Here is a 20,949-nt window from a genome sequence, read left to right on the forward strand (position 1 = left end):
GCAGCTGTTTAGACAACTTGGCGTCTTGGTTGTTTAAAAATAGCACTCATGCAGCGGAAATGCTGTAAGGGTGCAGGGTGTGTAACAACTCGGTAACGACACTATCATGTAATCCTCGATAAGGGAATGCCTAGATGCAGCTGTGGCCAGTCCGAAGGCGGAAGATTGTGCCAGTTTAAGCCGTAGCATCGGGCACCTATGCTAGGCGGATGCAGCGAGAAGCAGATTTGTCGGCACTGACCTGTATGTTATGCGCCAGTGTGGCCTTTGCCCTATAAATTGACAGAGGAAATGCACTGACAAACCGAGAAGTAACGGCTAGATATAGAAGTAAACACCGCCAGAAGTTGCTCCACATTCTTAATTTCTGCGGTGGACACTCCACTTTTGATTACTCGGGATTGCTAGATTTCGGAATCGTTGATTGTCTAGCGGCTCTAAGAAAGGGAAATGCAATGAGCACTTGGGACGAGAACATCTTTTCAGAAGACGTAAACGTAGATTTTCTGGATGAACTTGCGAACTTGGATGACGAAGACATTGTGGAGGCAGTCTCTGATGCCTGTGCACTGGCAACGTCCGGTGATGCGATCTCTGCAGATGAGGAACGGAACGCACAGGCGGCGGCGACAATCGCCGCTATCTGGGCCGGAGCGCCTTTCAGTGCGGGCGAGGTAGTTTCTTCCTACCCATTTATCCGCGGATTGGCCGGCTCTGGGGACGAGGCCCTCAATGAGCATGCCTTGGAGATTCTCGAGGCAGTCGAAGAAGACTATGACCTAGAGGCGTTCATCGAAGCGCTGTCTTAAGTCACCGGACGCATCGCCAAGCAGCGAAGGGCTAAACCAGAAATGTTAATCAGCATCGAGGGAATCGATGGAGCAGGCAAGAACACGCTAGTGCAGCGCATTAAGAAAGAACTTTCCGTTGAGGTTAACGTTCTTGGCTTCCCCCGTTATGAAGAGTCGGTTCATGCGCAGCTTGCGCAGGATGCTCTCTACGGCAGGATGGGCGATCTGACTGACTCTGCTTTTGCGATGGCAACCCTATTCGCCCTCGATCGCTTGGGTGCAAAGGAACGCCTGCTTGCAGCCCAGGAGAGCAAAGACTTGCTCATTCTTGACCGCTATGTGGCGTCGAATGCTGCGTACTCGGCTGCGCGTCTAGGCACCGACGAGGTCATTGATTGGGTCTTTGATCTGGAGTTTGGTCGCTTCGGCTTGCCAAAGCCGCAGCTGCAAATTTTCCTTGACACCGACGTCGAGCTTGCCGCCGCACGAGCGACTTCCCGTGCCGAGGAGGACTCGACCCGCGTCCGTGATCGATACGAAAAGGACAGTACTCTGCAGGCGAACACTGCGGCGGCGTATCGTCGATTAGCAGAGCGTAAGTGGGGCGGACAGTGGATCGCCACCGCTGATACCGATATGATTGTGCAATCTGTGAAGAAACTCGTGGAGGAGTAGGAATATGGCGCCGAAGATTCTGGTGGTTGATGATGATCCTGCGATCTCGGAGATGTTGACCATCGTTCTTGAGGCAGAAGGCTTTGAGCCTATTGCGGTAACCGATGGAAATGAAGCGGTTCCGGCTTTTCAAGAAAACGACCCAGACCTCATCCTGCTCGATCTCATGCTTCCTGGCATGAACGGCGTTGACATCTGCCGTGCTATTCGCACCGAGTCCTCGGTCCCGATTGTCATGCTGACGGCTAAGACCGACACTGTGGACGTGGTCCTCGGCCTCGAATCGGGAGCCGATGACTACATCACCAAGCCTTTCAAACCAAAGGAACTCATTGCGCGCATCCGTGCCCGACTGCGCCGCACCGATTCCGCTTCCTCTGGTGAGCTCATCGAGGTCGGCGACCTCGTCATTGACGTTCCCGAGCACACAGTAACCCGTGCGGGCGGCGAAGAGATTTCGCTGACTCCTTTGGAGTTTGACCTTCTTCTCGAGATGGCGCGCAAGCCGGGCCAGGTTCACACCCGCGAAGCCCTCCTCGAATCCGTGTGGGGCTACCGTCACGCCTCCGATACCCGTTTGGTCAACGTGCACGTCCAGCGCCTGCGTGCCAAGATCGAGCACGACCCCGAAGACCCACAAATTGTCCTCACCGTTCGCGGTGTGGGATATAAGACCGGCAAGACCGGCTCCGGGGAATAAAGAGGGCTTTCGCTATTTTTGAATGGTTTAGACGTTTTCGGGATCGTCTTGTAGACAAGTGGCGCACGTCGCTGCAGACTCGAGTCATCGGCATGATTCTCGTAGCCTCTACGGTGGTCATGCTTTTGCTCGGCTACGCGCTGGTATCAGTGCTTACTCAGCGTTTGGTGAGCCAGAAGGAAGACGCAGCCTTTCAAGAACTTGATCGCGCACGCGCAACGGTGGAGCAGCAAATCGACGCCACCGGAACAGCGAACTCGGTCCAGGTGCGCATCAACTCCGCACGGGCGTCATTGGGGCAGTTGTCCTCGGAGCTAAACGATCATCAGGAAACCTATGAAGCTGTTGTCGTCGTAGATAATGACGACGGAACCTTCACCACCTCTCCCGAAGGTTTCCGTATTCCGGAAGAGATGCGGACACTGGTTTCCAATGGGAATATTGCGCAGCAATATACAAGCATCGACCGCATCGAAGGGGAGACATATAACGCCCTGTTGGTTGGCACCCCCATCGATTCTGACATCCCTGATACCCAGGTTTATCTGGTGCTTTCCATGGAATCCGAGGAAGCCACCATGGCGTTGATGCGCGGTCTGCTCTCCGCTGCTGGTGTGGTGGTCGTGGTCCTCCTGGTAGGCATCGCATGGCTGGCAACGCAGCAAGTTATCGTCCCAATTCGTTCCGCTTCACGCATTGCGCAGCGTTTGGCTGCAGGCCATCTGCGCGAGCGCATGGTGGTTAATTCCGATGATGAGATGGGCCGCCTAGCAGCGTCCTTCAACGACATGGCTGACAAGCTATCGAAGCAGATTACCCAGTTGGAGGAGTACGGCGACCTGCAACGGCAGTTCACTTCCGATGTTTCGCACGAGCTGCGAACACCGTTGACGACAGTACGCATGGCCGCAGATCTGATCGCCGCCGACTCGGATTCCATGGAACTGCATACCCGACGCGCCTCGGAGCTGATGATTCGCGAGCTCGACAGGTTCGAGGAATTGCTCGCCGACCTGCTGGAAATCTCGCGGCACGACGCCGGCGTGGCGGACCTGTCTGCCGCATCCCTCGATGTACGTTCGTGCGTCGATTCTGCGATGGCGCAGGTTGTGCATTTGGCTGAAGAACTTGACGTTGACGTGCAGATTAATATGCCTGCTGAGCCGGTGACCATCGAAGCCGACTCCCGCCGCATCGAGCGCATTCTGCGCAATCTCTTGGCCAACGCCATCGACCACTCCGAGGGAAAGCCAGTTGTGGTGGACATGGTTGCCAACGAAGAAGCGGTGGGCATTGCGGTCACCGACTCCGGCGTGGGGCTCAAGGAGGGGCAAGAGGAGTTGGTGTTCAACCGCTTCTGGCGCGCCGATGCCTCACGTAAGCGCCATTCCGGCGGCACGGGCTTGGGCTTGGCGATTGCCCGCGAGGACGCCGTGCTGCACGGCGGTACACTCGACGCCGTCGGTTATCTTGGCGTGGGCTCGCGTTTCAGGCTTATTGTCCCGCGCGTTCCGAACACTCCAATCGAATCCGAGCCAATCGCTTTGGAAGTTCCGCATGCCCCGTGCCCTGAACCTGACAACACAGAAGTCTTGGAACAGCAGGACGTTGGCATCATTTGGCCGTCGGAGCGCATGTCCCGGGATTTCGTAGAGGTTGAATCCGCAGTGCTTGACGACGCCCCCGAATCCGAAACCCATGCGGGGAAGACGCCGAACGCGGCGTCGTCAAGCAGCGCTAGTGAAGCAGAAAAGGAGCAGCGATGAGTAGCAGCCGTACCTCCCAGAAGCTGCGCTTTGTGCGTTCCTCGCGCAGCGCGCTGGCAGTAACTAGCGCCGCCTGTGTTTTTGCCGTGGCAGGTTGTTCGACACTACCGCATAATACTTCACCGCAGGTTATTGGAACCTTTCAGAAGCGTATCGATCCACAAGTAGAAATCATGGGGCCGAAGGCAGGCGCAGACGCCGATCTGGTCCTGCGTGAGTTCTATACAGCCTCTGGTAAACCCGCCAGCAACTACGAGTCTTCCCGCAACTTCTTGGCGGACTCCATTGCTGAAACTTGGGACCCAACCGGCTCCATGCTCGTCGTGGATTCGATTGACATTTTGACCGTGGACAATGGCGCTGATCGCAGGACCTTTGACGTGCGCGGAAATGTGATTGGCTCCCTCGTCGATGGCGGCGCATATGTTCCGCGCAGCATTAAGTACGAGGCCACCATCAAGATGGAAAAGATTAACGATCAATGGCGCATCGTCGATCTGCCCGCGGGCCTGGTTATTGAGCGCAATGACCTGCGCAATAACTATCGTCCTTTATCGCTGTATTTCTTTGGGCAGTCGGAACAGTCTCTGGTTTCTGACCGTCGGTGGCTCTACACCGGCCAGCAGTCGGTGGACACTGAGCTGGTCACGTTATTGTTGGAAGGGCCCAACAATGACTTGCGTCCTGCAACCTCCGACTTGGTCCCCGCCTCTGCAACCTTCCTCGGTAAAGAAGACGGAACTTATCGATTTAGCGGAATGAATTCGATGAGCCAAGAACAACGGTTGCGCTTTGCCGCCTCTTTGGTGTGGACGTTGAACAACGCTAACGTCGGCGGCAAGATCAAGGCCACCGCTGATGGCAGCCCGCTTATCGACGGCTTGGATGAGATGACGATCGATGACTTTGCGGAGTACAACCCGGGCAACTTTGCCAGCTCTGATGCAAAGCTTTATGCCATCAATAACGGTGCTTTGCTCGAGGTAAGCGGCGGCACGGCAGCGCCTTCTAGCACATCTCTGGGCCGTGCGAATAACCTCCAATCAGCAGATATTTCCGCAGAATCAATCGTTGCGGCGGTGCAGAAGAATTCCCAGACTGAGTATCAGCTCAAGTTGGGCAAGATGGGTGAGAATCTAAGCGACCATTTGAAGGCAAAGACGATTGCTCGCCCCACCTTTGAACCTAGTGGCCAAGCCATCTGGACCGTCGTCAACGGTGAGAAGGTAGTGCGGGTCGCGCGTTCCGCCGCGTCCGGTGAGATTTCCCAGTCTGAGGTTGATACCTCTGGCATGGATAACATCAAAGGCGAGATCTCCGTCATTCGCTTGTCCGCCACCGGTGCTCGCGTTGCGATGCTCATCGGCGGCAACGTTTACATCGGTGTCGTCGCTCGTGGTAATAATGGCGACTACCATATCGTCAACGCCCACCAGGTGGGCTTGGAAATGCAGAATACGGCTTTGTCTCTCGACTGGATGAGTGATGGATCGCTGCTTGTGGGTACGAACAATACGAATTCCCCAGTGTGGCGAATTGAGCAAGATGGCTCTTCTGCCACCACGTTGGCTTCGGGAAACATCACAGCTCCGGTAGTTGCCGTGGCAGCTTCACCGACGACGCTCTACATCACCGATTCGCACGCGTTGTTGCAGTTGCCTGCGGAGAGCACTGACAATTCCTTCTGGCGTGAAGTCTCTGGTCTGCAAGGGCTTCGTTCTTCGCCTATCGTGGCCAAATAGTAAGCGCAAGAAAAGCCGGGGCGGGGGAGGACAGGCCACGGTGCGATAAGGGGAGGGCGTAGGCATGCGCAAGCGAAGGCTAGCAGCGCGGGCTTTGGAATTACTTGACGTGGTTGTCCCGCGTGAGTGCGCGGGGTGTGGCGGTGTGATTGTTGCGCCTGCGCTCATTTGTGAGCGGTGTCAGAAGCATTTGCGACTGCCACCGCGCCAGATCTCTCGTCCGGTTCCCTTGGGCTTGCCTGTCTGGGCAATGGGGCCGTATTCAGATGTGCGCCGCCATCTCATTGTCTCGATGAAGGAGCGGGGAAATCGTGCGGTGCGTTCCCATGTGGCGGCTGTGTACACAGCTGGTATTGAGTATTTGCGGGCGCGAGGGGAGATACCAGAAGAAATTGTCTTGGTGCCGGCCCCGACGAGGCTGAACTCCGCCCGCGCGCGTGGTGGGGATCCCGTGGAGCAAATCTGTGAAAAAGTAGCGGCGAGCTTGCCTCACATGCGCACGTGTACTGCTTTAAAGGTGAGGGAGCTGGCAGCGGACCAGTCTGATCTTAACGCAGGTCAGCGGTGGGAGAACATGCGTACTGCGGTGCATCTGACGCGGGCAGCGAGCCAGGTGGCGGGGACGCGCATAGTGCTTGTCGATGATGTGGTGACCACCGGTGCGACGCTTAGCGCTAGCGCCGCGCGGCTACGCGGTGCAGGGGGAGTAGTAGACGGTGCAATCGTACTGGCAGAGGCGTAGTTATGTGAGGTTCAGGGGTAAAATTGCGACCTAAAGGATCCCTTGGTTATGACCACTGGTAGCATGAAGGGTGTCACAGGGAAGCAGTGAAGTGGCTCAGGCAATTGCTGGAGATTCAAGTCCAAGCGAGGAAATGTCTAGAGTCCTTCAAACTGCGGAATGTGCAGTCATTCAGTCCCCACGAGATAAGGGAGGCAACTCAATGTCCCAGCCCACCAACGCTCAGGTTACAATCACCGGCCGTAACGTCGAGGTCCCAGATCACTTCCAGGAGCGCGTAACTGAAAAGCTGGCCAAGATTGAACGCCTTGACCCGACTCTGACCTTCTTCCACGTGGAGCTCCAGCACGAGCCTAACCCACGTCGTGAGGCAGAGTCCGACCGCATCCAGATCACCGCTACCGGTAAGGGCCACATCGCTCGTGCCGAGGCTAAGGAAGATTCCTTCTATGCTGCTCTGGAGACCGCTCTGGCAAAGATGGAGCGTTCTTTGCGTAAGGTCAAGGTTCGCCGCGAGAACGTCAAGTCCGGACACCGTGCACAGAAGGGCACCGGTGAACTTGCTGCTGAGATGGTTGCTGCAGCTGAGAACGAGCGCGCCAAGGAAGAGCGCTACATCGATCCTTATGCAGAGACCGTCGAGGACGTACGCCCAGGCCAGATTGTTCGTTCCAAGGAGCACCCAGCTACTCCGATGAGCGTCGATGAGGCCCTCAGTGAAATGGAGCTGGTCGGCCACGACTTCTACCTCTTCATCAACGAAGAGAACAACAAGCCGTCTGTGGTTTATCGCCGTCATGCATTCGACTACGGCATCATCTCCCTTTCTGAGGATGCTGGCGAAGCTTAAACGGCACGCCCCAACTCGGGTTTAAGCTCCTAGAGCTTCCCTCGCCCCCTGCCGCTCATTGCTCAAGCGATGAAGTGGCAGGGGGTGAATTCGTTTTTGCGCAACGGTCTCGCCAGTTTTAGCTGTGCCGCCCAGAATTAGGGTCAGAATAAGGCTTTGTGGAGCGAGTGGGTACAATGACCTGAAGTTAACTATTTTGTCGCGACAAGAAGGACTATCTAGAAGTGTTTGGACTTTCCAAGCTGCTCCGTGCAGGCGAAGGACGTACCGTCAAACGCCTTGCAAAGATGGCTGATGATGTTATTGCTCTCGAATCCGAGTACGCCGCGCTGACTGATGCAGAACTAAAGGCAAAGACCCAGGAATTTAAAGACCGTCTGGGCAACGGTGAAGAGATGAATGACATCCTTCTCGAAGCTTTCGCCACTGTGCGTGAAGCGGCTTGGCGCGTTCTGGACCAGAAGCACTACAAGGTTCAGATCATGGGTGGTGCTGCCCTCCACTTCGGCAACGTTGCCGAGATGCGTACCGGTGAGGGCAAGACGCTGACCTCGCTGCTGCCCGCTTACCTCAACGCACTCGAAGGTAAGGGCGTTCACATCGTTACGGTCAACGATTACCTGGCTAAGCGTGACGCCGAGATGATGGGCCGTGTGCACCGTTGGTTGGGTCTTAGCGTTGGCGTTATCCTCTCCGAGATGCGCCCTGCAGAGCGTAAGGAAGCTTATGCCTGCGACATCACTTACGGCACCAACAACGAGCTGGGCTTCGACTACCTGCGTGACAACATGGTGCGCGCGCTTGACGACGTCGTCCAGCGCGGCCACAACTACTGCATCGTCGACGAGGTGGACTCCATCCTTATCGACGAGGCACGTACCCCGCTCATCATTTCCGGTCCGGTCGACGGCTCTTCCCAGTTCTACAGCGTCTTCGCGCAGCTGGCGCCCAAGATGCGTGAGGGGATCCACTACGAGGTTGACCACAAGAAGCGGACCATCGGCGTGCTCGAGGAGGGCGTTGAGTATGTCGAGGATCAGCTCGGCATCGATAACCTGTACGCACCAGAGCATTCCCAGCTGGTGTCCTACCTGAACAACGCTCTGAAGGCGGAAGAGCTCTTCACCCGCGACAAGGACTACATCGTGCGTAACGGCGAGGTCATGATCGTTGACTCTTTCACCGGCCGCGTGCTGGCAGGCCGTCGCTACAACGAGGGCATGCACCAGGCCATTGAGGCCAAGGAAAATGTGGAGATCAAGAACGAGAACCAGACTCTGGCTACCGTTACTCTGCAGAACTACTTCCGTTTGTATGAAAAGATTTCCGGCATGACCGGTACCGCAGAGACCGAGGCAGCCGAGCTGCACTCCATCTACGGCCTCGACGTGGTGCCGATTCCGACCAACAAGCCGAACCAGCGTGCGGATCACTCCGACCGCATCTACAAGACTCAGGAAGCTAAGTTCGCTGCGGTTGTCGATGACATCGCTGAGCACGTTGCGGCGGGCCAGCCAGTTCTGGTTGGTACCACCTCCGTTGAGCGTTCCGAGTACCTCTCCCAGCTGCTGACCAAGCGCGGTGTGAAGCACTCCGTGCTGAACGCTAAGCACCACGAGGAAGAGGGCCAAATTGTTGCTCGTGCCGGCCGTCCAGGAACGGTAACGGTTGCGACCAACATGGCAGGCCGTGGTACCGATATCGTGCTGGGTGGTAACCCAGAGGTCATCCTCGACGAGAAGCTGCGTGAGCGCGGCCTCGACCCATTCGAGGATGAAGAGCGTTACCAGGAGGCATGGGATGCAGAGATTGAGGAGGAGAAGGAGCGTTCCAAGCGCCTCGGTGACGAAGTCCGCGAGGCTGGCGGCCTTTACGTCCTGGGCACCGAGCGTCACGAGTCCCGCCGTATCGATAACCAGCTGCGTGGCCGTACCGGCCGTCAGGGTGACCCAGGTGAGACCCGCTTCTACCTGTCCATGCGTGATGAGTTGATGGTTCGCTTCGTGGGTCAGTCCATGGAGAACATGATGAACCGCCTGAACGTGCCTGACGACGTCCCAATCGAGGCCAAGATGGTCTCTAACTCCATCAAGGGCGCGCAGGCACAGGTGGAGAACCAGAACTTCGAAATGCGTAAGAACGTCCTGAAGTACGACGAAGTCCTCAATGAGCAGCGCAAGGTTGTTTACGCTACCCGCCATGACATCCTCGATGCGGGTGACATCAAGGACAATATCCGCGACATGATCGATGACACCGTCTCGGCATACGTCGCGGGCGCTACGGCCACCGGCTACGTCGAGGACTGGAACCTGGACGAGCTGTGGAACGCGCTCGAGTCTCTGTACGGACCGACCATGAGTCACGAGTCCCTCGTTGAGGGAACCGAGTACGGTTCCGCCGGCGAGCTCACCGCTGAGCAGCTGCGCGAGGCCCTGGTTGCTGACGCTAACTCTGAGTACGACAAGCTTGAGGAAGCTGTCACCGCGATTGGCGGCGAGTCCCAGATGCGCAGCACTGAGCGCATGGTCATCCTTCCGATCATCGATCAGAAGTGGCGCGAGCACCTGTACGAGATGGACTACCTCAAGGAGGGCATCGGCCTGCGCGCGATGGCGCAGCGTGACCCACTGGTGGAGTACCAGAAGGAGGGCGGCGATATGTTTAACGCCATGAACGAAGGCGTCAAGGAAGAGACTGTGCGCCAGCTGTTCATGCTCCGCAAGCAGTTTAAGGCGCAGGAGGAAGCACAGGCAGCTGCTCCGACCTCGGACACTGCTGAGGCATAGTGCGAAGATAAGACGCACGTGCGACTTATTTAACTGAGTGCCTGGCCACATTTGTGGTCAGGCACTTTTAAGTTTTAGACAGATTCCTATAATCTGGGACAAAGATATTTAGAAATTCATTTTCGATCGCCTTTTACCCCTGAGGAGACTGTCGTGCGACGTCGTTCATTGCGCCTAGGTTTGTCGGCATTTTTGTCGGCTACTTTGTTAGGCGGTACGGCGCATGCCTACGCGGTTGTGGATCAAGAGCCACGCACGTGCCACCAGTACCTAGCGGCGGCTGGAAGCGATGAGCTCTTCCCCTCTGAGGAGCAAGAAAAGCTCACTGTTGAAGATTGCCTGAAACGCATCGAAGAGGGACAGTCAGAAGAAGGGTCAAAAATTCCTCCGGCTGGTCGAATTGGCGTGCTTTTTAGTGGTATCGCTTCGATACTGACGGCGGGCATCGGCGTTTGGACCTCATTGGATTGGACCGACATCCTAATTCGGCTGGGTTCCTTGTAACTACCCTCGGAAATTGTGTCCGAGAGTAAGCATTCTGAAAGCCGTTAGCCGGTTGTGCTGGTATGAGCCAGTGAAACCATGGCGGTTTTCTCCAAAGTCGACGGACCCAAAGAATTCACCATTGGCTCGTGCATGCAGGCTGCGCATACGCACGGGTACAACTTGATCCTGTGGGCGATGGTTGAGCGCCCAAGCACGTAGGTGAACTTTGATGTCACGGTTGTACTTCGTACCCTCGAGCTGGTGCAAAGGGCGAAGGCCGCCTGTGGCTTCCAGAGCGATGGCTACAAGTTCCAGAATCTCTTCACGCTTGGAGAGAGCCTCCGCGCTTGGCTGATGTGCGTAGCGTATCCGGTCAGGCGCAGTGTAGAGCTTCAGGTAGCTGAAGCCGGGAATTGGGGCGTACATTCAAAAAGCCTTCCTGCAAGGGGGACAGGAGGCGAACGCACCATCATTGTGCCATGAGAAGCGGCCGAGCGCCTAGCTGTGAGTTTTCTGTGAGGGGTGGGCGCGATATTTTTGTGTTTTAGATATACTTTTGGGCGTTAAAAACTAACTCCTACTCAACAGCAAAAGGACTTTCTAGATGCGCGGTCTAATCGTAGATTTCGTTGGTGTGCTTGATGGCACCGAGGAAGACGTCAAAAGGTGGCGTTCTCTGTTTGCGGCAGCGAAGGCCAACGGCGTAGCAACCGCAATTTTGTCTAATGATCCAGGCGGCCCAGGTGCAGAGCACATCCGCGAGTGGGAGTACCGCGGAATCGTCGATGCCGTGGTTCTTTCTGGTGAGGTCGGCGCTGAAAAGCCGGAGCTCGCAGCCTTCCAAGCGGCGGCGGATGCCATTGAGCTGCCGATCAATGACTGCGTCATGGTGGATGATTCCATTTTGAATGTTCGCGCAGCCGTTGATTTTGGCATGGTGGGCATGCTCTACACCGTTTTTGAGCGCACCAGCGTTGAGGTACAAGCCGTGTTCGATATTGAAGGTGAGTTCTAAGTGTCCAAAGTTCGCGTTTACTTGCCCGCAACTTTTGCGATGCTAAGTGAGCTGAAGGAAACCGGTCAGCTCGCTGCGCGATCTGGTTGGGGATTCACCGTTACTCCGGCTTTGCGTGAGTTCTACACGGAGGGCGACGAAGAAGAGATTGCGTACTCCGCTTTTCTGGAAGCCTCCATGGCCTCGTTGCGTCTATTGGCTATCGGTGATGAGGAAAGCTTCCCGCATCGCCGTGTAGTTATTTCTGTCGATGTTGATGATTCCGTGGTCACCCCGCATCCAGACATGGGAGACCCAGTTGTGAAGCTCGACCCGGCAGTCATTACTGAATCCCATGTGCAGGCGATCCATGTGGACGTCGAGGAATCGGAAGAGGCCACTGCAAAGGCGATCGAGGTCATCGACAACGCTGACTTGGGCGACGAAGACGCGGAGCTTGCAGTAGGAGACGCGCTGGATAACTTCATGGCTTTCTATGATCCCTCAGAGCTTCCATTCCTTGTAGAGCTGCTCTAACACAGGACTACATATTTCTTCAGCTCGGTCGAAGGAGCACAGCGGAAAAGCCGGGCAAAAGGCTCTGGCTTAAAAGTTGGCTTAAAAGTTGGCTAGTTCTCCCACTCCACGTTGGTGCGCAGGGCCGCTAGGAGCTTGCGGACCGCGTCACGTCGACGAGCCGACGCTGAATCCTCGTTGATGTTGAGGTCCAAGCCGCACTCGGGGTCGGCTGGTGGGCCAACGTGTGTGCAGCCACGGGGGCAATCTTCAATTGCGGCTGCTAGGTCGTCGAAGACACCGAGGATGGTGTCGGCGTCGACGTGCGCTAAGCCGAAGGAACGAATGCCCGGTGTATCGATGATCCATCCGCCGTGCGGACACGTCTCCTTGGGTAACGGCAGGGCAACAGACTGCGTTGAGGTGTGACGGCCCTTGCCCACAGCTGAGACCTCACCGGTCTCGCGCTGGGCGTCTGGCACAAGACGGTTAACAAGGGTTGACTTGCCCACGCCGGAATGGCCGATCAGCGCGGTGACGTGTCCATCGATGACGTTGTGGACGGCATCCAGGCAGTCATTGACGCCGGCTTCCACCACCGTAACGTCTAGGTCCGCGAATTCAGCCGCAAACGGGGAAGGATCGGTGAGATCCGTTTTGGTCAGGCACAGGACCGGGTGCACGTTGCCGACGAAGGCGGCGATGAGTGCTCGTTCGACAAAGCCCGACCGCGGTGGGGGATCGGCAACTGCGGTAACGATGAGCATGCGGTCCGCATTGGCTACGACGATGCGCTCATAAGGGTCGGTGTCATCCGCGGTGCGGCGCAGCACCGACGTGCGATCTTCTAGCTTTACGATGCGGGCCAGCGTGTCCTTGCGGCCGGTGGTATCGCCGACGACGCCTACACGGTCACCCACCTCGACAGCGGTGCGGCCTAGCTCGCGGGCGCGCATAGCGGTGACTAGCGGGCCGTCGTCAAGCGCTACGCCCCACCGTCCGCGATCCTTGGTCACCACCATGCCGAACCTGGCGTCCTTGTGCTTGGGGCGGTCCTTCGTGCGCGGGCGGGAGCCTTTGCCAGGACGGATTCGGACATCGGACTCGTCATAGGAGCGAGCGTTCCTAGCCACGGTTTCCCTCCAGCATCTGCTCCCACATGCCGCTAAAGCCTGGCAAGGTCTTGGACGTGGTCTCGATGTCCTCGACCTCCACGTCTGGCACGCGCAGACCGATGATGGCGCCAGCGGTAGCCATGCGGTGGTCGGCGTAGGAATGCCACTTTCCGCCGTGGAGGGGGGCGGGTTCGATAAGCAGGCCGTCGTCAAGCTCAGTGACGTTGCCGCCTAAGCCGTTGATTTCCGCAGCGAGTGCAGCAAGCCTATCGGTCTCATGCCCGCGCAGGTGTGCAATACCAGTAAGCCGGGAAGGAGTGTCGGCCAGAGCGCATAGGGCGGCGACAGTAGGCGTGAGTTCGCCGACGTTGCTCATGTTGAGCTCAACGCCGTGGATCTGGCCATCAGATGCGCCAATCACCGTCACGGCGTCCGCGGTTTGCTCGATGTGCGCGCCCATGGCGGTGAGGATGTCGCGGATGGCATCGCCCGGTTGCGTGGTTTCCTCTGGCCATTGGGGGATGGTGATGCGGCCACCAGCGACTGCTGCCGCGGCCATAAATGGGGTGGCGTTAGATAGGTCAGGCTCGATGCGCCAGTCTCGCCCCGCGATTGGCCCTGGGTGGACCGTCCAGGTGTTCTGGCCTTCTTCGACTTGGACGCCGGCCTCGCGCAGCATCGCGCACGTCATCTCGATGTGCGGCAGGGACGGAAGGGGACCGCCCTCGTGCTTTACGGTGATGCCCTTTTCAAAGCGCGCACCGGAAAGTAGGAGTCCGGAGACGAACTGGGAGGAGCCGGAGGCGTCGACAGTAACTACGCCGCCTTCAGGGACGGCCAAGGACGTGATGGTAAATGGCAAGCTATCGCCCTCTACCTCGACGCCGAGATCGCGCAGCGCATTCAAAATAGTGGACATGGGGCGCTGGCGGGCCTGTGGGTCACCGTCGACATGAACGGGTCCGTTCGCAAGTGCCGCTACAGGCGGCAGGAAACGCATGACTGTGCCGGCTAGGCCGCAATCGATGCTTGCACCATGCAGTGGCCCAGGGGTGACGTGAACATCGTTGCCTACGTGTTCAAAGGCGACGCCCATGTTGGTCAATGCCGCCTCCATGAGGCGGGTATCGCGTGATTGCAGAGGATAACGCAGGATGGATGGCCCGTCTGCCAACGCCGCCAGAATGTAGGCGCGGTTGGTAATTGACTTAGAACCCGGCACGGGCTGTTCCCAGTCCAGGGGAGCGGATGCGAGCGGGGCGGACCAATACAAAGACATGTAGTCCATAATAAAGGGCATGTGCGGAAGATTTGTTTTGTTTACCGAGTCTCTGCTCGATGAAGTAGGCAAGTGGGAGGGAATCGAGGAAGTTCACGCTCCCGAAGGGCTGCCCCCTGCGCGCTATAACATAGCGCCCACCCAGCCGGTAGCCATCGTGCGCGTCCAAGAGCGCGCCGCGCGTGTGGAGCCTGCACGCTGGGGCCTGCTTCCGCATTGGAAGAAGGACTTGGATGGCTCACCCCTGTTTAACGCGCGCGCTGAGACCGTGGCTACCAAGCCTTCCTTCCGTGAGGCCTTCAAGCACAATCGCTGCATCATTCCGCTCGATGGTTATTACGAGTGGAAGGCTGAGAAGCCAAGCCCCGGCGGAGGGGTAAAGGTGAAGGGGAAGAAGACTCCGTACTACGTGACCGGGCCGGAAGGCATGTTGTTTGCCGCTGGGCTGTGGGCGACTGGCATGGAGCGGCTTTCGGCCACGATGATCACCACGGAAGCCACCGAAGAGATGGCGTGGCTGCATGGGCGCCTGCCTAAGTTTCTGACTGCGGAGGAGATCGGCGCGTGGCTGGCAGGTGAGCCGCTGCTAGAGCCATCCAACGTGACTGGGTTTGAGGCGCGTCCCGCAGACCCTGCGGTGGGTAACGTGCGCAACGATTACGCGGAGCTCATCGCTGAGCAGCCGCCGACATCGTTGTTCTAGGAGTCGGCCACGAGGTCGGCAAAGGTGACGTCGAGGACTTGAGGGAGAGCCTCGGCGTTCATTTCAATATCGAGGCCACGGCGCCCGCCGGAGAAGAAGATGGTGTCGAAGAGGATGGCCGTCTCATCCATTGCGGTGGGGAGCACGTTCTTTTGGCCCAACGGGGAGATGCCGCCGGGGATGTAGCCGGAAGACTTGGAAGCGTCCTTGGGATCGGCCATGGTGGCCTTTGAAGCCCCAAACACCGCTGCGGCCTTCTTGAGACTCAACTGATGGGAGACGGGCAGGACACAGACTGCGAGTTCCCGCTTTGGTCCCTTGCCTGCGGTGAGATCGATGACCAAGGTCTTGAAGATACGTTCGGGATCAATTCCTAGTGCTTCTGCCGCGTGATCACCGAAGTGATCGGAGCCACCTTCAAAAGTAGACACCTCGTGCGGGATACCTGCTTCTTCCAGAAGCTTGAGAGCCGGGGTAGCAGAGTGCGGTGTTTTCTTCGACTTGGACATAAACGGCATTTTAGTAGGCGGCTTAAACCAAGCAGTTAGGATGGTAGGCGTGGCTACAGAAACGATAAGTGCCAAGGAGCGCCAGCGCCTCTTTGAGGAGCAGGCGCTACCTTTGCTCGACCAGCTCTACGGTGGCGCCATGCGGCTGACCCGTAATCCGCAGGATGCCGAGGATCTCATCCAAGAGACCTACCTTAAGGCCTATAACAATTTTGGTTCCTTTAAACAGGGCACCAATTTGAAGGCATGGCTTTACCGCATCATGACCAATACCTACATCAACTCCTATCGCAAGGCTAAGCGCCGTCCGGCGGAGTCTTCTGCAGATGAGCTCAGCGATTTTCAGCTTTACACGACCTCAGGACATGATTCAACGGGCCTTGAGTCAGCAGAAGTTGAGGCGCTCAAACTCATGCCGGACTCGACGATTTCTGAGGCAATGAATGACTTGCCTGAGGACTATCGCATGGTGGTTTACTACGCCGATGTTGTGGGATTGGCGTACAAAGAGATCGCCGAAATCATGGATACGCCCCTCGGAACGGTGATGAGTCGACTCCACCGTGGAAGAAAATTGCTACGCGTTGCGTTGAAGGACGTAGCAAGAGAAGTAGGCATCGGTCTCAATCACCCAGACATGGAGGAGAAGTAATGAGCAACGCGACAGGAAACAACTGCGGTGCGTGTAATTCTCCCGAGGTCCAGGCACTATTCTGCGAGCTCTTGGATGAGCGCACGAGTTATGCGCGAGCCCTTGAGATTCGCGAGCACATTGCTAGGTGCGACGAGTGCCAGTCCCGTCTAGAAAGCGAAGAAGTGGTGCGCGCCCTAGTGCGAAAATGTTGCTCCGGTACTAAAGCACCGCAATCGCTGCGCCGACGCATCACCGTGGAAATTACTCACACTGAGGTGACCTGGGGCTAGAAGCGTCAACTCCGGGCGCAGCCCAAGCCGCAGAAGACCGGGCTAAGTAGGTTTAAGTAGCAAAAGGCTCGCTCCCGCGAGGGGAGCGAGCCTTTATGTGCTGCTTATTTATGCGCTAGGACGCTTGCCGTGGTTTGCACTCTTCTTACGGCGATCCTTGCGCTTACGACCACGCTTAGACATGGGCGGCCTCCTTGCTAATAGGTGAGCGGATAATTTACTTACCCACTGACTTTAGTGTTTGGATACACCGGTGGGGAAATCGGGCTAGGTTTATTGAATTTTCTTGAGTCTTAGACGGTGACTCGTGCGCGGCCGCGACCGCGGTTGCGACGACGCTTGAGAGCGCGGCGCTCCTCTTCGGACATACCGCCCCAGACACCAGCGTCCTGGCCGGACTCAAGTGCCCACTTCAGGCAGGAAGTGGCAACTGGGCAGCGATTGCAGACCAGCTTGGCCTTTGCGATTTGGGTAAGTGCAGGGCCGGAGTTGCCGACTGGGAAGAACAGCTCTGGGTCTTCGTCGCGGCAAACGGCTTCGTGGCGCCAATCCATGATTGAAATCTCCTAACAAAATTTAGACAGCATGACATATCCCTGCAGCCCACGGAAGTGGGTCACAGCAAATATCAGGGAAGAAAGTAAATCGGTCTGCGTTCAGTGGGGCTCTGTCTCGAGGTAGAGCCAGCGTCGACGCCGCCATGATTTACTTGGTGTTTACTCGAAGTTTTCTCCAAGTTACGGACCGCTTAAACGGCTCGTTGTTTTGCTACTTGAAAATCATGACATGTTTACCTCGATCCCGCTAGGGTTCGGGGGTAAATTGTGGCAAAGCTCACTATGCTTAGGGCAAGTGAGACGCAAAAAGGGGCGATAGTTTTCCTGTAAGAAATCTGTCAGAACTTCGATAAGCAGGATCTTTAGCATGTTTTTGGTGAGTGTGGTGACTTGGATCGCGTCAAATCCGGGTAGGTGGGTTTGCCCCCGAGGCGAAGCGGGGATGAGTTTTAGCCTTAATTAAGTGTTTCCTGAGCGTCGGTGGGCGAAGGTCTGGTGTTGGGTTTCGGTATTCAAATTAGAACGAGCCAAAGCCTTAGGAATCGTTCGGCTTAGGTAAACTGTGGCCCGTGAGTGAAGAGAATAAGAAGAAGTCATCTGCACGCGCGCAAGCCCAAACGGCAGCAAAGAACAATCCGGTAGGCGCTCCGCTTTCCGTCCTTGTGGCCGCCGGAATCGCAATTGTGCAGTCTGTAGCTGTAATGGCTTTTGGCATTTTTCTTATCGTGCGCGAACTCAGCGGCGCCGAGAATGCTTCGATGGTTTCTGAGGCGGGCGCGCTGAAGTTCGTTGGACTCGGAACAGCCATCTTTATCTTCATCGTTTTCGGCTTCGTTATCATCGGTTCTCTCGCCTTTGTCAAGGGAAAGCGATGGGGAAGGGGAGCCGTAGTCCTCGTTGAATTTATCCTGGCGGCCAGCGCATTTCAGATGTTTAGTGGCGGCTCGTCAGTACTTGGCACAATAACGCTGTTGAGCGCTATTGCTGCCTTGTACTTCCTGATGTTCGTCCCGGCTTCGTCCCAGTGGGCAGAAGCCAACTTCTGATTTAGCAGACGCTACTAGAGTGCGGTGAGCCCAACCGCGGTTTCGCCCCGTTGTTCAACGATGGTGGTTCCTGCGATCGTCAAAAAGACAGGGCCGGTGTAGCCGCCACGATCAATCTTGATGGTCCGCTCGGTCTTACCTGTGGACCAATCAACTACAGCGATGCCCTTTTCAGTAGGCATGAGCAAGCGCTCGCCGAGAGCAACACCGGTGCCGATGGCATCCTCTAGAACATGGTCAACCTTCAATTCCGAAGGAGTAAACAGGTACAAACGCTCTCCATCGAACCAAGACATGTGGTGTGGCAGGTCAGCTGTCGCTGGAGCATAAGGCGTGGAAGCGTTAGTCACATCTGGTGATGCGGCGACTTCAGTAGAGGCGATTGTATTGCCGGACTTGTCATAAGACTCAATACGCGGCTTTTCGCCTGGCTGATAAACCGCGGCGGACTCCTGGCCTACTGCGACCAATCGGGATCCCTCGTTGGCCATTCCAATGTTGGCGGTGACCTCAGGTTTGCGCGAATCCTCTGGGGTGGCGCCTACCAGGCGCAGCCACGTAACTGAGGCGTCATCGGGGCAGGTTTCAGTTAAGGCGAGGTTTTCGGTTCGAGTGAGGGCCGAATTGATGCTGCAGTCCTCATGCTCCTGCATGTCGGGCTCCTGCTTTGCCTGCACGTCACCGTATTCGATGGTGCGCACCATGTCTGAGCGCCACAGATCAATGCGATCTGTAGACACCGTGCCCACACGGTCGTTGGAGGAGATCGGAATGACCTCTTCAGAGTTAATCGCGCTGCGGGTATCGGAGTATTGGCCCGTTGCGGCATTGATAGCTACGGTGTCACCGCATCCAGCATTGTTACGGTACGTTGCTACAACCTTGTCCCACGCGCTACCCAATGAACACAGCTCTGTGTTTTTGCGGGTGTAGTGCCATTTCTCGTTGCCGTTTACATCAGAAGCAATGATCGTATCGCCTTCGTGGGTGATCAGAAGCCCCTGGGAGGCGAGTGCACGATGCTGTCCGGGAACCGTCTGGTTGGGTAGCTCGAAGGCAATTTTGAAATTCTTAGGAGCTTGCGCAAGGACTTCTACCTGGTCAGGCGCAGCGGTAGCCGCGGGAGCGAGTTCGGAGTCGCGAATATCGGCGGTGAAATATGCACCTCCCACAGCGATAGCGCAAACGGCGGCGATAGCGCCGGTTATCTTCCAGTCAGTCGCGGTGGCGCGAAGGATGGGGGTCTTGCTCATCGGCGGTGGCTCCTTGAACGGCGAGTTCGGGTTGTTGTGGCGTGGGTCTTTGGGGTATCCCGCAACTTAGCTGTCCCGATAACCTTTGTCGCAGGGCCAACTGATTCTTTAGCTCCCTCCGGGAAGCCTAAAGCTGCGGAGAGTTCCGGGGAGGTGCTAAACCACTGAGGTGGCTCAGGTTCGCCGAGGCCAAGCTCGTCATTGATTACTTGCCACTTGCCGAGCTCGTCATAGCCTACGAGCGTAACAGCGGTGCCGGTGTGCCCTGCGCGGCCAGTGCGTCCGATTCGGTGCACGAAGGTCATAGGATCATCTGGAACCTGGTAGTTGATGACGTGGGTGACGTCGTCGACGTCGATACCGCGCGCTGCCACGTCGGTCGCGACTAGGATTTCCACCTTGCCCTCGCGGAAAGCATTGAGGGACTTTTCGCGGGCGGCCTGACCCAGGTCACCGTGCACTGCGCCGACCCGGAAACCACGGCGTGCGAGCTCATCCGCTACCTCGGCAGCGGAGCGCTTGGTGCGGGCGAAGATGATGGTCTTGCCGCGGCCTTTAGCTTGTAGCGCGCGGGAGATGATGGCGAGCTTGTCCATGCGGTGTGCCTGGAACGTGACTTTGCGGGTGGACTCGTGCGTTTGGTTCTCGTCACCAGATTCCGCCCGGATGTGAATAGGCCGGTTCATGAAAGTACGTGCGAGCGTCAGGATAGGGCCGGGCATCGTGGCGGAGAAGAGCATGGTTTGGTGTTTGTTGCCATGCAGCAGTTCGAGGATTTTCTCGATGTCCGGCAAGAAGCCTAGATCGAGCATCTCGTCGGCTTCATCCAAAACCAAGATGGCCACGTGGTCGAGCTGGAGATGGCCCTGCTGTGCCAAGTCCAAAAGACGGCCGGGAGTGCCGACGATGACGTCGACGCCCTTTTCCAAGAGCTTGATTTGCTCCTCATACGGCCGGCCGCCATAAATGGTAGCCAGGCGCAGCGGGAGGTTCTGAGAGGCCAGGGTGAGGTCTTCGCCGACCTGGACGGCTAGCTCACGAGTAGGGACCACAATGAGGGCGCGCGGGGTGCCGTCGAGTTCTTCAATATCAGCGTCATCAAAAACGCGATCGAGCACAGGGACGCCGAATCCCAGCGTCTTACCCATGCCGGTGCGTGCTTGGCCAATGAGGTCTTGTCCGCCCAGCGCGATCGGAAGAGTGAGCTCTTGAATCGCAAACGTGCGCACAATACCGCGGCTGGCCAGGGCATCTACGATCTCTGCTGCCACTCCAAGGGCGGCGAAAGTAGGTGGTTGCGTGGTCTCAGACTGTTGAAATGACACACCTCGATAGTAGCGGGTGGGGCTATAGTGGGGCCATTAGAACCAATTCGAGCACAACTACCTCTCGCAAGGAGAAGACAAGAAACATGGATATTAAGATCGGATTCGCAGACACCGCTCGTGAGCTCGTCATCCGCGCGGATGGTACTCAGGAAGAACTGGCCGCAAAGATTAATGGTGCACTTGC

The 20,949-nt window shown here is 57.0% G+C and carries 23 protein-coding genes; 16 read left to right on the plus strand and 7 right to left on the minus strand.

Annotated elements, in window-relative coordinates:
- The first annotated feature begins 455 nt into the window (after positions 1-455).
- From HMPREF0308_RS02045 to HMPREF0308_RS02100, 11 genes are all read left to right on the plus strand, one after another.
- A complete protein-coding gene (locus HMPREF0308_RS02045; protein ID WP_005528163.1) occupies positions 456-809 on the plus strand; it encodes a DUF4259 domain-containing protein in 354 nt (117 codons plus the stop codon).
- A 42-nt stretch (positions 810-851) separates the two neighbouring features.
- The gene (locus HMPREF0308_RS02050; protein ID WP_005528164.1) at positions 852-1,466 is read left to right on the plus strand and encodes a dTMP kinase; all 615 of its coding nucleotides are present in this window, start codon (positions 852-854) and stop codon (positions 1,464-1,466) included.
- A gap of 4 nt (positions 1,467-1,470) precedes the next feature.
- Positions 1,471-2,166 (plus strand): MtrAB system response regulator MtrA, encoded by a 696-nt coding sequence (gene mtrA, locus HMPREF0308_RS02055; RefSeq protein ID WP_005528165.1) that lies wholly within the window; start codon positions 1,471-1,473, stop codon positions 2,164-2,166.
- Positions 2,167-2,258: 92 nt separating this feature from the next.
- Entirely contained in the window at positions 2,259-3,932 is a 1,674-nt protein-coding gene (gene mtrB, locus HMPREF0308_RS02060) for an MtrAB system histidine kinase MtrB (RefSeq protein ID WP_005528166.1), read from the plus strand.
- Positions 3,929-5,674, plus strand: a complete 1,746-nt coding sequence (lpqB, locus tag HMPREF0308_RS02065; protein WP_050765394.1) for an MtrAB system accessory lipoprotein LpqB — start codon at positions 3,929-3,931, stop codon at positions 5,672-5,674. Before mtrB ends, lpqB begins: the two co-directional genes overlap by 4 nt.
- A gap of 493 nt (positions 5,675-6,167) precedes the next feature.
- Positions 6,168-6,416, plus strand: coding sequence for a ComF family protein (locus tag HMPREF0308_RS14135; protein ID WP_223197292.1), 249 nt, complete (start codon positions 6,168-6,170; stop codon positions 6,414-6,416).
- Between the two features lie 202 nt (positions 6,417-6,618).
- Positions 6,619-7,266, plus strand: coding sequence for a ribosome hibernation-promoting factor, HPF/YfiA family (gene hpf / locus HMPREF0308_RS02075; RefSeq protein WP_005528170.1), 648 nt, complete (start codon positions 6,619-6,621; stop codon positions 7,264-7,266).
- A 224-nt stretch (positions 7,267-7,490) separates the two neighbouring features.
- Positions 7,491-10,055 carry a preprotein translocase subunit SecA gene (secA, locus tag HMPREF0308_RS02080; RefSeq protein WP_034656576.1) on the plus strand — a complete coding sequence of 855 codons (2,565 nt, stop codon included), beginning with the start codon at positions 7,491-7,493 and terminating at the stop codon, positions 10,053-10,055.
- Positions 10,056-10,208: 153 nt separating this feature from the next.
- Positions 10,209-10,559 (plus strand): hypothetical protein, encoded by a 351-nt coding sequence (locus tag HMPREF0308_RS02085; protein WP_100619417.1) that lies wholly within the window; start codon positions 10,209-10,211, stop codon positions 10,557-10,559.
- 586 nt (positions 10,560-11,145) lie between these two features.
- A complete protein-coding gene (locus tag HMPREF0308_RS02095; RefSeq protein ID WP_005528174.1) occupies positions 11,146-11,556 on the plus strand; it encodes an HAD-IA family hydrolase in 411 nt (136 codons plus the stop codon).
- A complete protein-coding gene (locus HMPREF0308_RS02100) occupies positions 11,557-12,072 on the plus strand; it encodes a DUF6912 family protein (protein WP_034656578.1) in 516 nt (171 codons plus the stop codon). It begins immediately after the preceding gene.
- A 92-nt stretch (positions 12,073-12,164) separates the two neighbouring features.
- On the opposite strand, the gene rsgA is transcribed toward HMPREF0308_RS02100, so the two are convergent.
- Positions 12,165-13,184, minus strand: a complete 1,020-nt coding sequence (rsgA, locus tag HMPREF0308_RS02105) for a ribosome small subunit-dependent GTPase A (protein WP_005528176.1) — start codon at positions 13,182-13,184, stop codon at positions 12,165-12,167.
- Entirely contained in the window at positions 13,177-14,466 is a 1,290-nt protein-coding gene (aroA, locus tag HMPREF0308_RS02110; protein ID WP_005528177.1) for a 3-phosphoshikimate 1-carboxyvinyltransferase, read from the minus strand. Before aroA ends, rsgA begins: the two co-directional genes overlap by 8 nt.
- Between aroA and HMPREF0308_RS02115 the strand changes: the two genes are divergently transcribed.
- Positions 14,465-15,148, plus strand: a complete 684-nt coding sequence (locus tag HMPREF0308_RS02115; protein ID WP_005528178.1) for an SOS response-associated peptidase — start codon at positions 14,465-14,467, stop codon at positions 15,146-15,148. The genes aroA and HMPREF0308_RS02115 overlap by 2 nt on opposite strands.
- On the opposite strand, the gene ybaK is transcribed toward HMPREF0308_RS02115, so the two are convergent.
- Positions 15,145-15,666 carry a Cys-tRNA(Pro) deacylase gene (ybaK, locus tag HMPREF0308_RS02120; protein WP_005528179.1) on the minus strand — a complete coding sequence of 174 codons (522 nt, stop codon included), beginning with the start codon at positions 15,664-15,666 and terminating at the stop codon, positions 15,145-15,147. The genes HMPREF0308_RS02115 and ybaK overlap by 4 nt on opposite strands.
- 31 nt (positions 15,667-15,697) lie before the next feature.
- Between ybaK and HMPREF0308_RS02125 the strand changes: the two genes are divergently transcribed.
- Both HMPREF0308_RS02125 and rsrA read left to right on the plus strand, forming a co-directional pair.
- Complete coding sequence (locus HMPREF0308_RS02125; protein WP_005528180.1) at positions 15,698-16,309, plus strand: sigma-70 family RNA polymerase sigma factor; 612 nt, start codon at positions 15,698-15,700, stop codon at positions 16,307-16,309.
- The gene (rsrA, locus tag HMPREF0308_RS13145) at positions 16,309-16,581 is read left to right on the plus strand and encodes a mycothiol system anti-sigma-R factor (RefSeq protein ID WP_005528181.1); all 273 of its coding nucleotides are present in this window, start codon (positions 16,309-16,311) and stop codon (positions 16,579-16,581) included. The genes HMPREF0308_RS02125 and rsrA overlap by 1 nt, the downstream gene beginning before the upstream one ends.
- Positions 16,582-16,689: 108 nt before the next feature.
- Here rsrA and HMPREF0308_RS14405 read toward each other — a convergent pair whose 3' ends face one another.
- Together HMPREF0308_RS14405 and HMPREF0308_RS02130 are read right to left on the minus strand one after the other, a co-directional pair.
- The gene (locus HMPREF0308_RS14405; RefSeq protein ID WP_096030696.1) at positions 16,690-16,764 is read right to left on the minus strand and encodes a 50S ribosomal protein bL37; all 75 of its coding nucleotides are present in this window, start codon (positions 16,762-16,764) and stop codon (positions 16,690-16,692) included.
- Between the two features lie 110 nt (positions 16,765-16,874).
- A complete protein-coding gene (locus HMPREF0308_RS02130) occupies positions 16,875-17,135 on the minus strand; it encodes a WhiB family transcriptional regulator (RefSeq protein ID WP_005528182.1) in 261 nt (86 codons plus the stop codon).
- A gap of 572 nt (positions 17,136-17,707) precedes the next feature.
- On the opposite strand from HMPREF0308_RS02130, the gene HMPREF0308_RS02135 reads away from it, so the two are divergent.
- The gene (locus tag HMPREF0308_RS02135; RefSeq protein ID WP_005528183.1) at positions 17,708-18,184 is read left to right on the plus strand and encodes a hypothetical protein; all 477 of its coding nucleotides are present in this window, start codon (positions 17,708-17,710) and stop codon (positions 18,182-18,184) included.
- A 14-nt stretch (positions 18,185-18,198) separates the two neighbouring features.
- Here HMPREF0308_RS02135 and HMPREF0308_RS02140 read toward each other — a convergent pair whose 3' ends face one another.
- A complete protein-coding gene (locus tag HMPREF0308_RS02140; RefSeq protein WP_005528185.1) occupies positions 18,199-19,437 on the minus strand; it encodes an Rv3212 family protein in 1,239 nt (412 codons plus the stop codon).
- Positions 19,434-20,762, minus strand: a complete 1,329-nt coding sequence (locus HMPREF0308_RS02145) for a DEAD/DEAH box helicase (protein ID WP_005528186.1) — start codon at positions 20,760-20,762, stop codon at positions 19,434-19,436. The genes HMPREF0308_RS02140 and HMPREF0308_RS02145 overlap by 4 nt, the downstream gene beginning before the upstream one ends.
- An 86-nt stretch (positions 20,763-20,848) precedes the next feature.
- Between HMPREF0308_RS02145 and HMPREF0308_RS14410 the strand changes: the two genes are divergently transcribed.
- Positions 20,849-20,949: DUF3107 family protein (locus HMPREF0308_RS14410; RefSeq protein WP_034656579.1), on the plus strand; the 101-nt coding region annotated here is incomplete at its 3' end.

Source organism: Corynebacterium striatum ATCC 6940 (assembly GCF_000159135.1).
Taxonomy (GTDB): Bacteria; Actinomycetota; Actinomycetes; order Mycobacteriales; family Mycobacteriaceae; genus Corynebacterium; species Corynebacterium striatum.

Bases quoted from the DNA above. Each gene is read 5' to 3' on its own strand.
- ybaK (WP_005528179.1), bottom strand. From the start codon at position 15,666: ATGCCGTTTATGTCCAAGTCGAAGAAAACACCGCACTCTGCTACCCCG.
- HMPREF0308_RS02140 (WP_005528185.1), bottom strand. From the start codon at position 19,437: ATGAGCAAGACCCCCATCCTTCGCGCCACCGCGACTGACTGGAAGATA.
- HMPREF0308_RS02045 (WP_005528163.1), top strand. From the start codon at position 456: ATGAGCACTTGGGACGAGAACATCTTTTCAGAAGACGTAAACGTAGAT.
- HMPREF0308_RS02095 (WP_005528174.1), top strand. From the start codon at position 11,146: ATGCGCGGTCTAATCGTAGATTTCGTTGGTGTGCTTGATGGCACCGAG.
- lpqB (WP_050765394.1), top strand. From the start codon at position 3,929: ATGAGTAGCAGCCGTACCTCCCAGAAGCTGCGCTTTGTGCGTTCCTCG.
- rsrA (WP_005528181.1), top strand. From the start codon at position 16,309: ATGAGCAACGCGACAGGAAACAACTGCGGTGCGTGTAATTCTCCCGAG.
- mtrB (WP_005528166.1), top strand. From the start codon at position 2,259: ATGATTCTCGTAGCCTCTACGGTGGTCATGCTTTTGCTCGGCTACGCG.
- HMPREF0308_RS14135 (WP_223197292.1), top strand. From the start codon at position 6,168: ATGCGCACGTGTACTGCTTTAAAGGTGAGGGAGCTGGCAGCGGACCAG.
- aroA (WP_005528177.1), bottom strand. From the start codon at position 14,466: ATGCCCTTTATTATGGACTACATGTCTTTGTATTGGTCCGCCCCGCTC.
- HMPREF0308_RS02125 (WP_005528180.1), top strand. From the start codon at position 15,698: ATGGTAGGCGTGGCTACAGAAACGATAAGTGCCAAGGAGCGCCAGCGC.
- HMPREF0308_RS02130 (WP_005528182.1), bottom strand. From the start codon at position 17,135: ATGGATTGGCGCCACGAAGCCGTTTGCCGCGACGAAGACCCAGAGCTG.
- hpf (WP_005528170.1), top strand. From the start codon at position 6,619: ATGTCCCAGCCCACCAACGCTCAGGTTACAATCACCGGCCGTAACGTC.
- HMPREF0308_RS02115 (WP_005528178.1), top strand. From the start codon at position 14,465: ATGTGCGGAAGATTTGTTTTGTTTACCGAGTCTCTGCTCGATGAAGTA.
- mtrA (WP_005528165.1), top strand. From the start codon at position 1,471: ATGGCGCCGAAGATTCTGGTGGTTGATGATGATCCTGCGATCTCGGAG.
- HMPREF0308_RS02050 (WP_005528164.1), top strand. From the start codon at position 852: ATGTTAATCAGCATCGAGGGAATCGATGGAGCAGGCAAGAACACGCTA.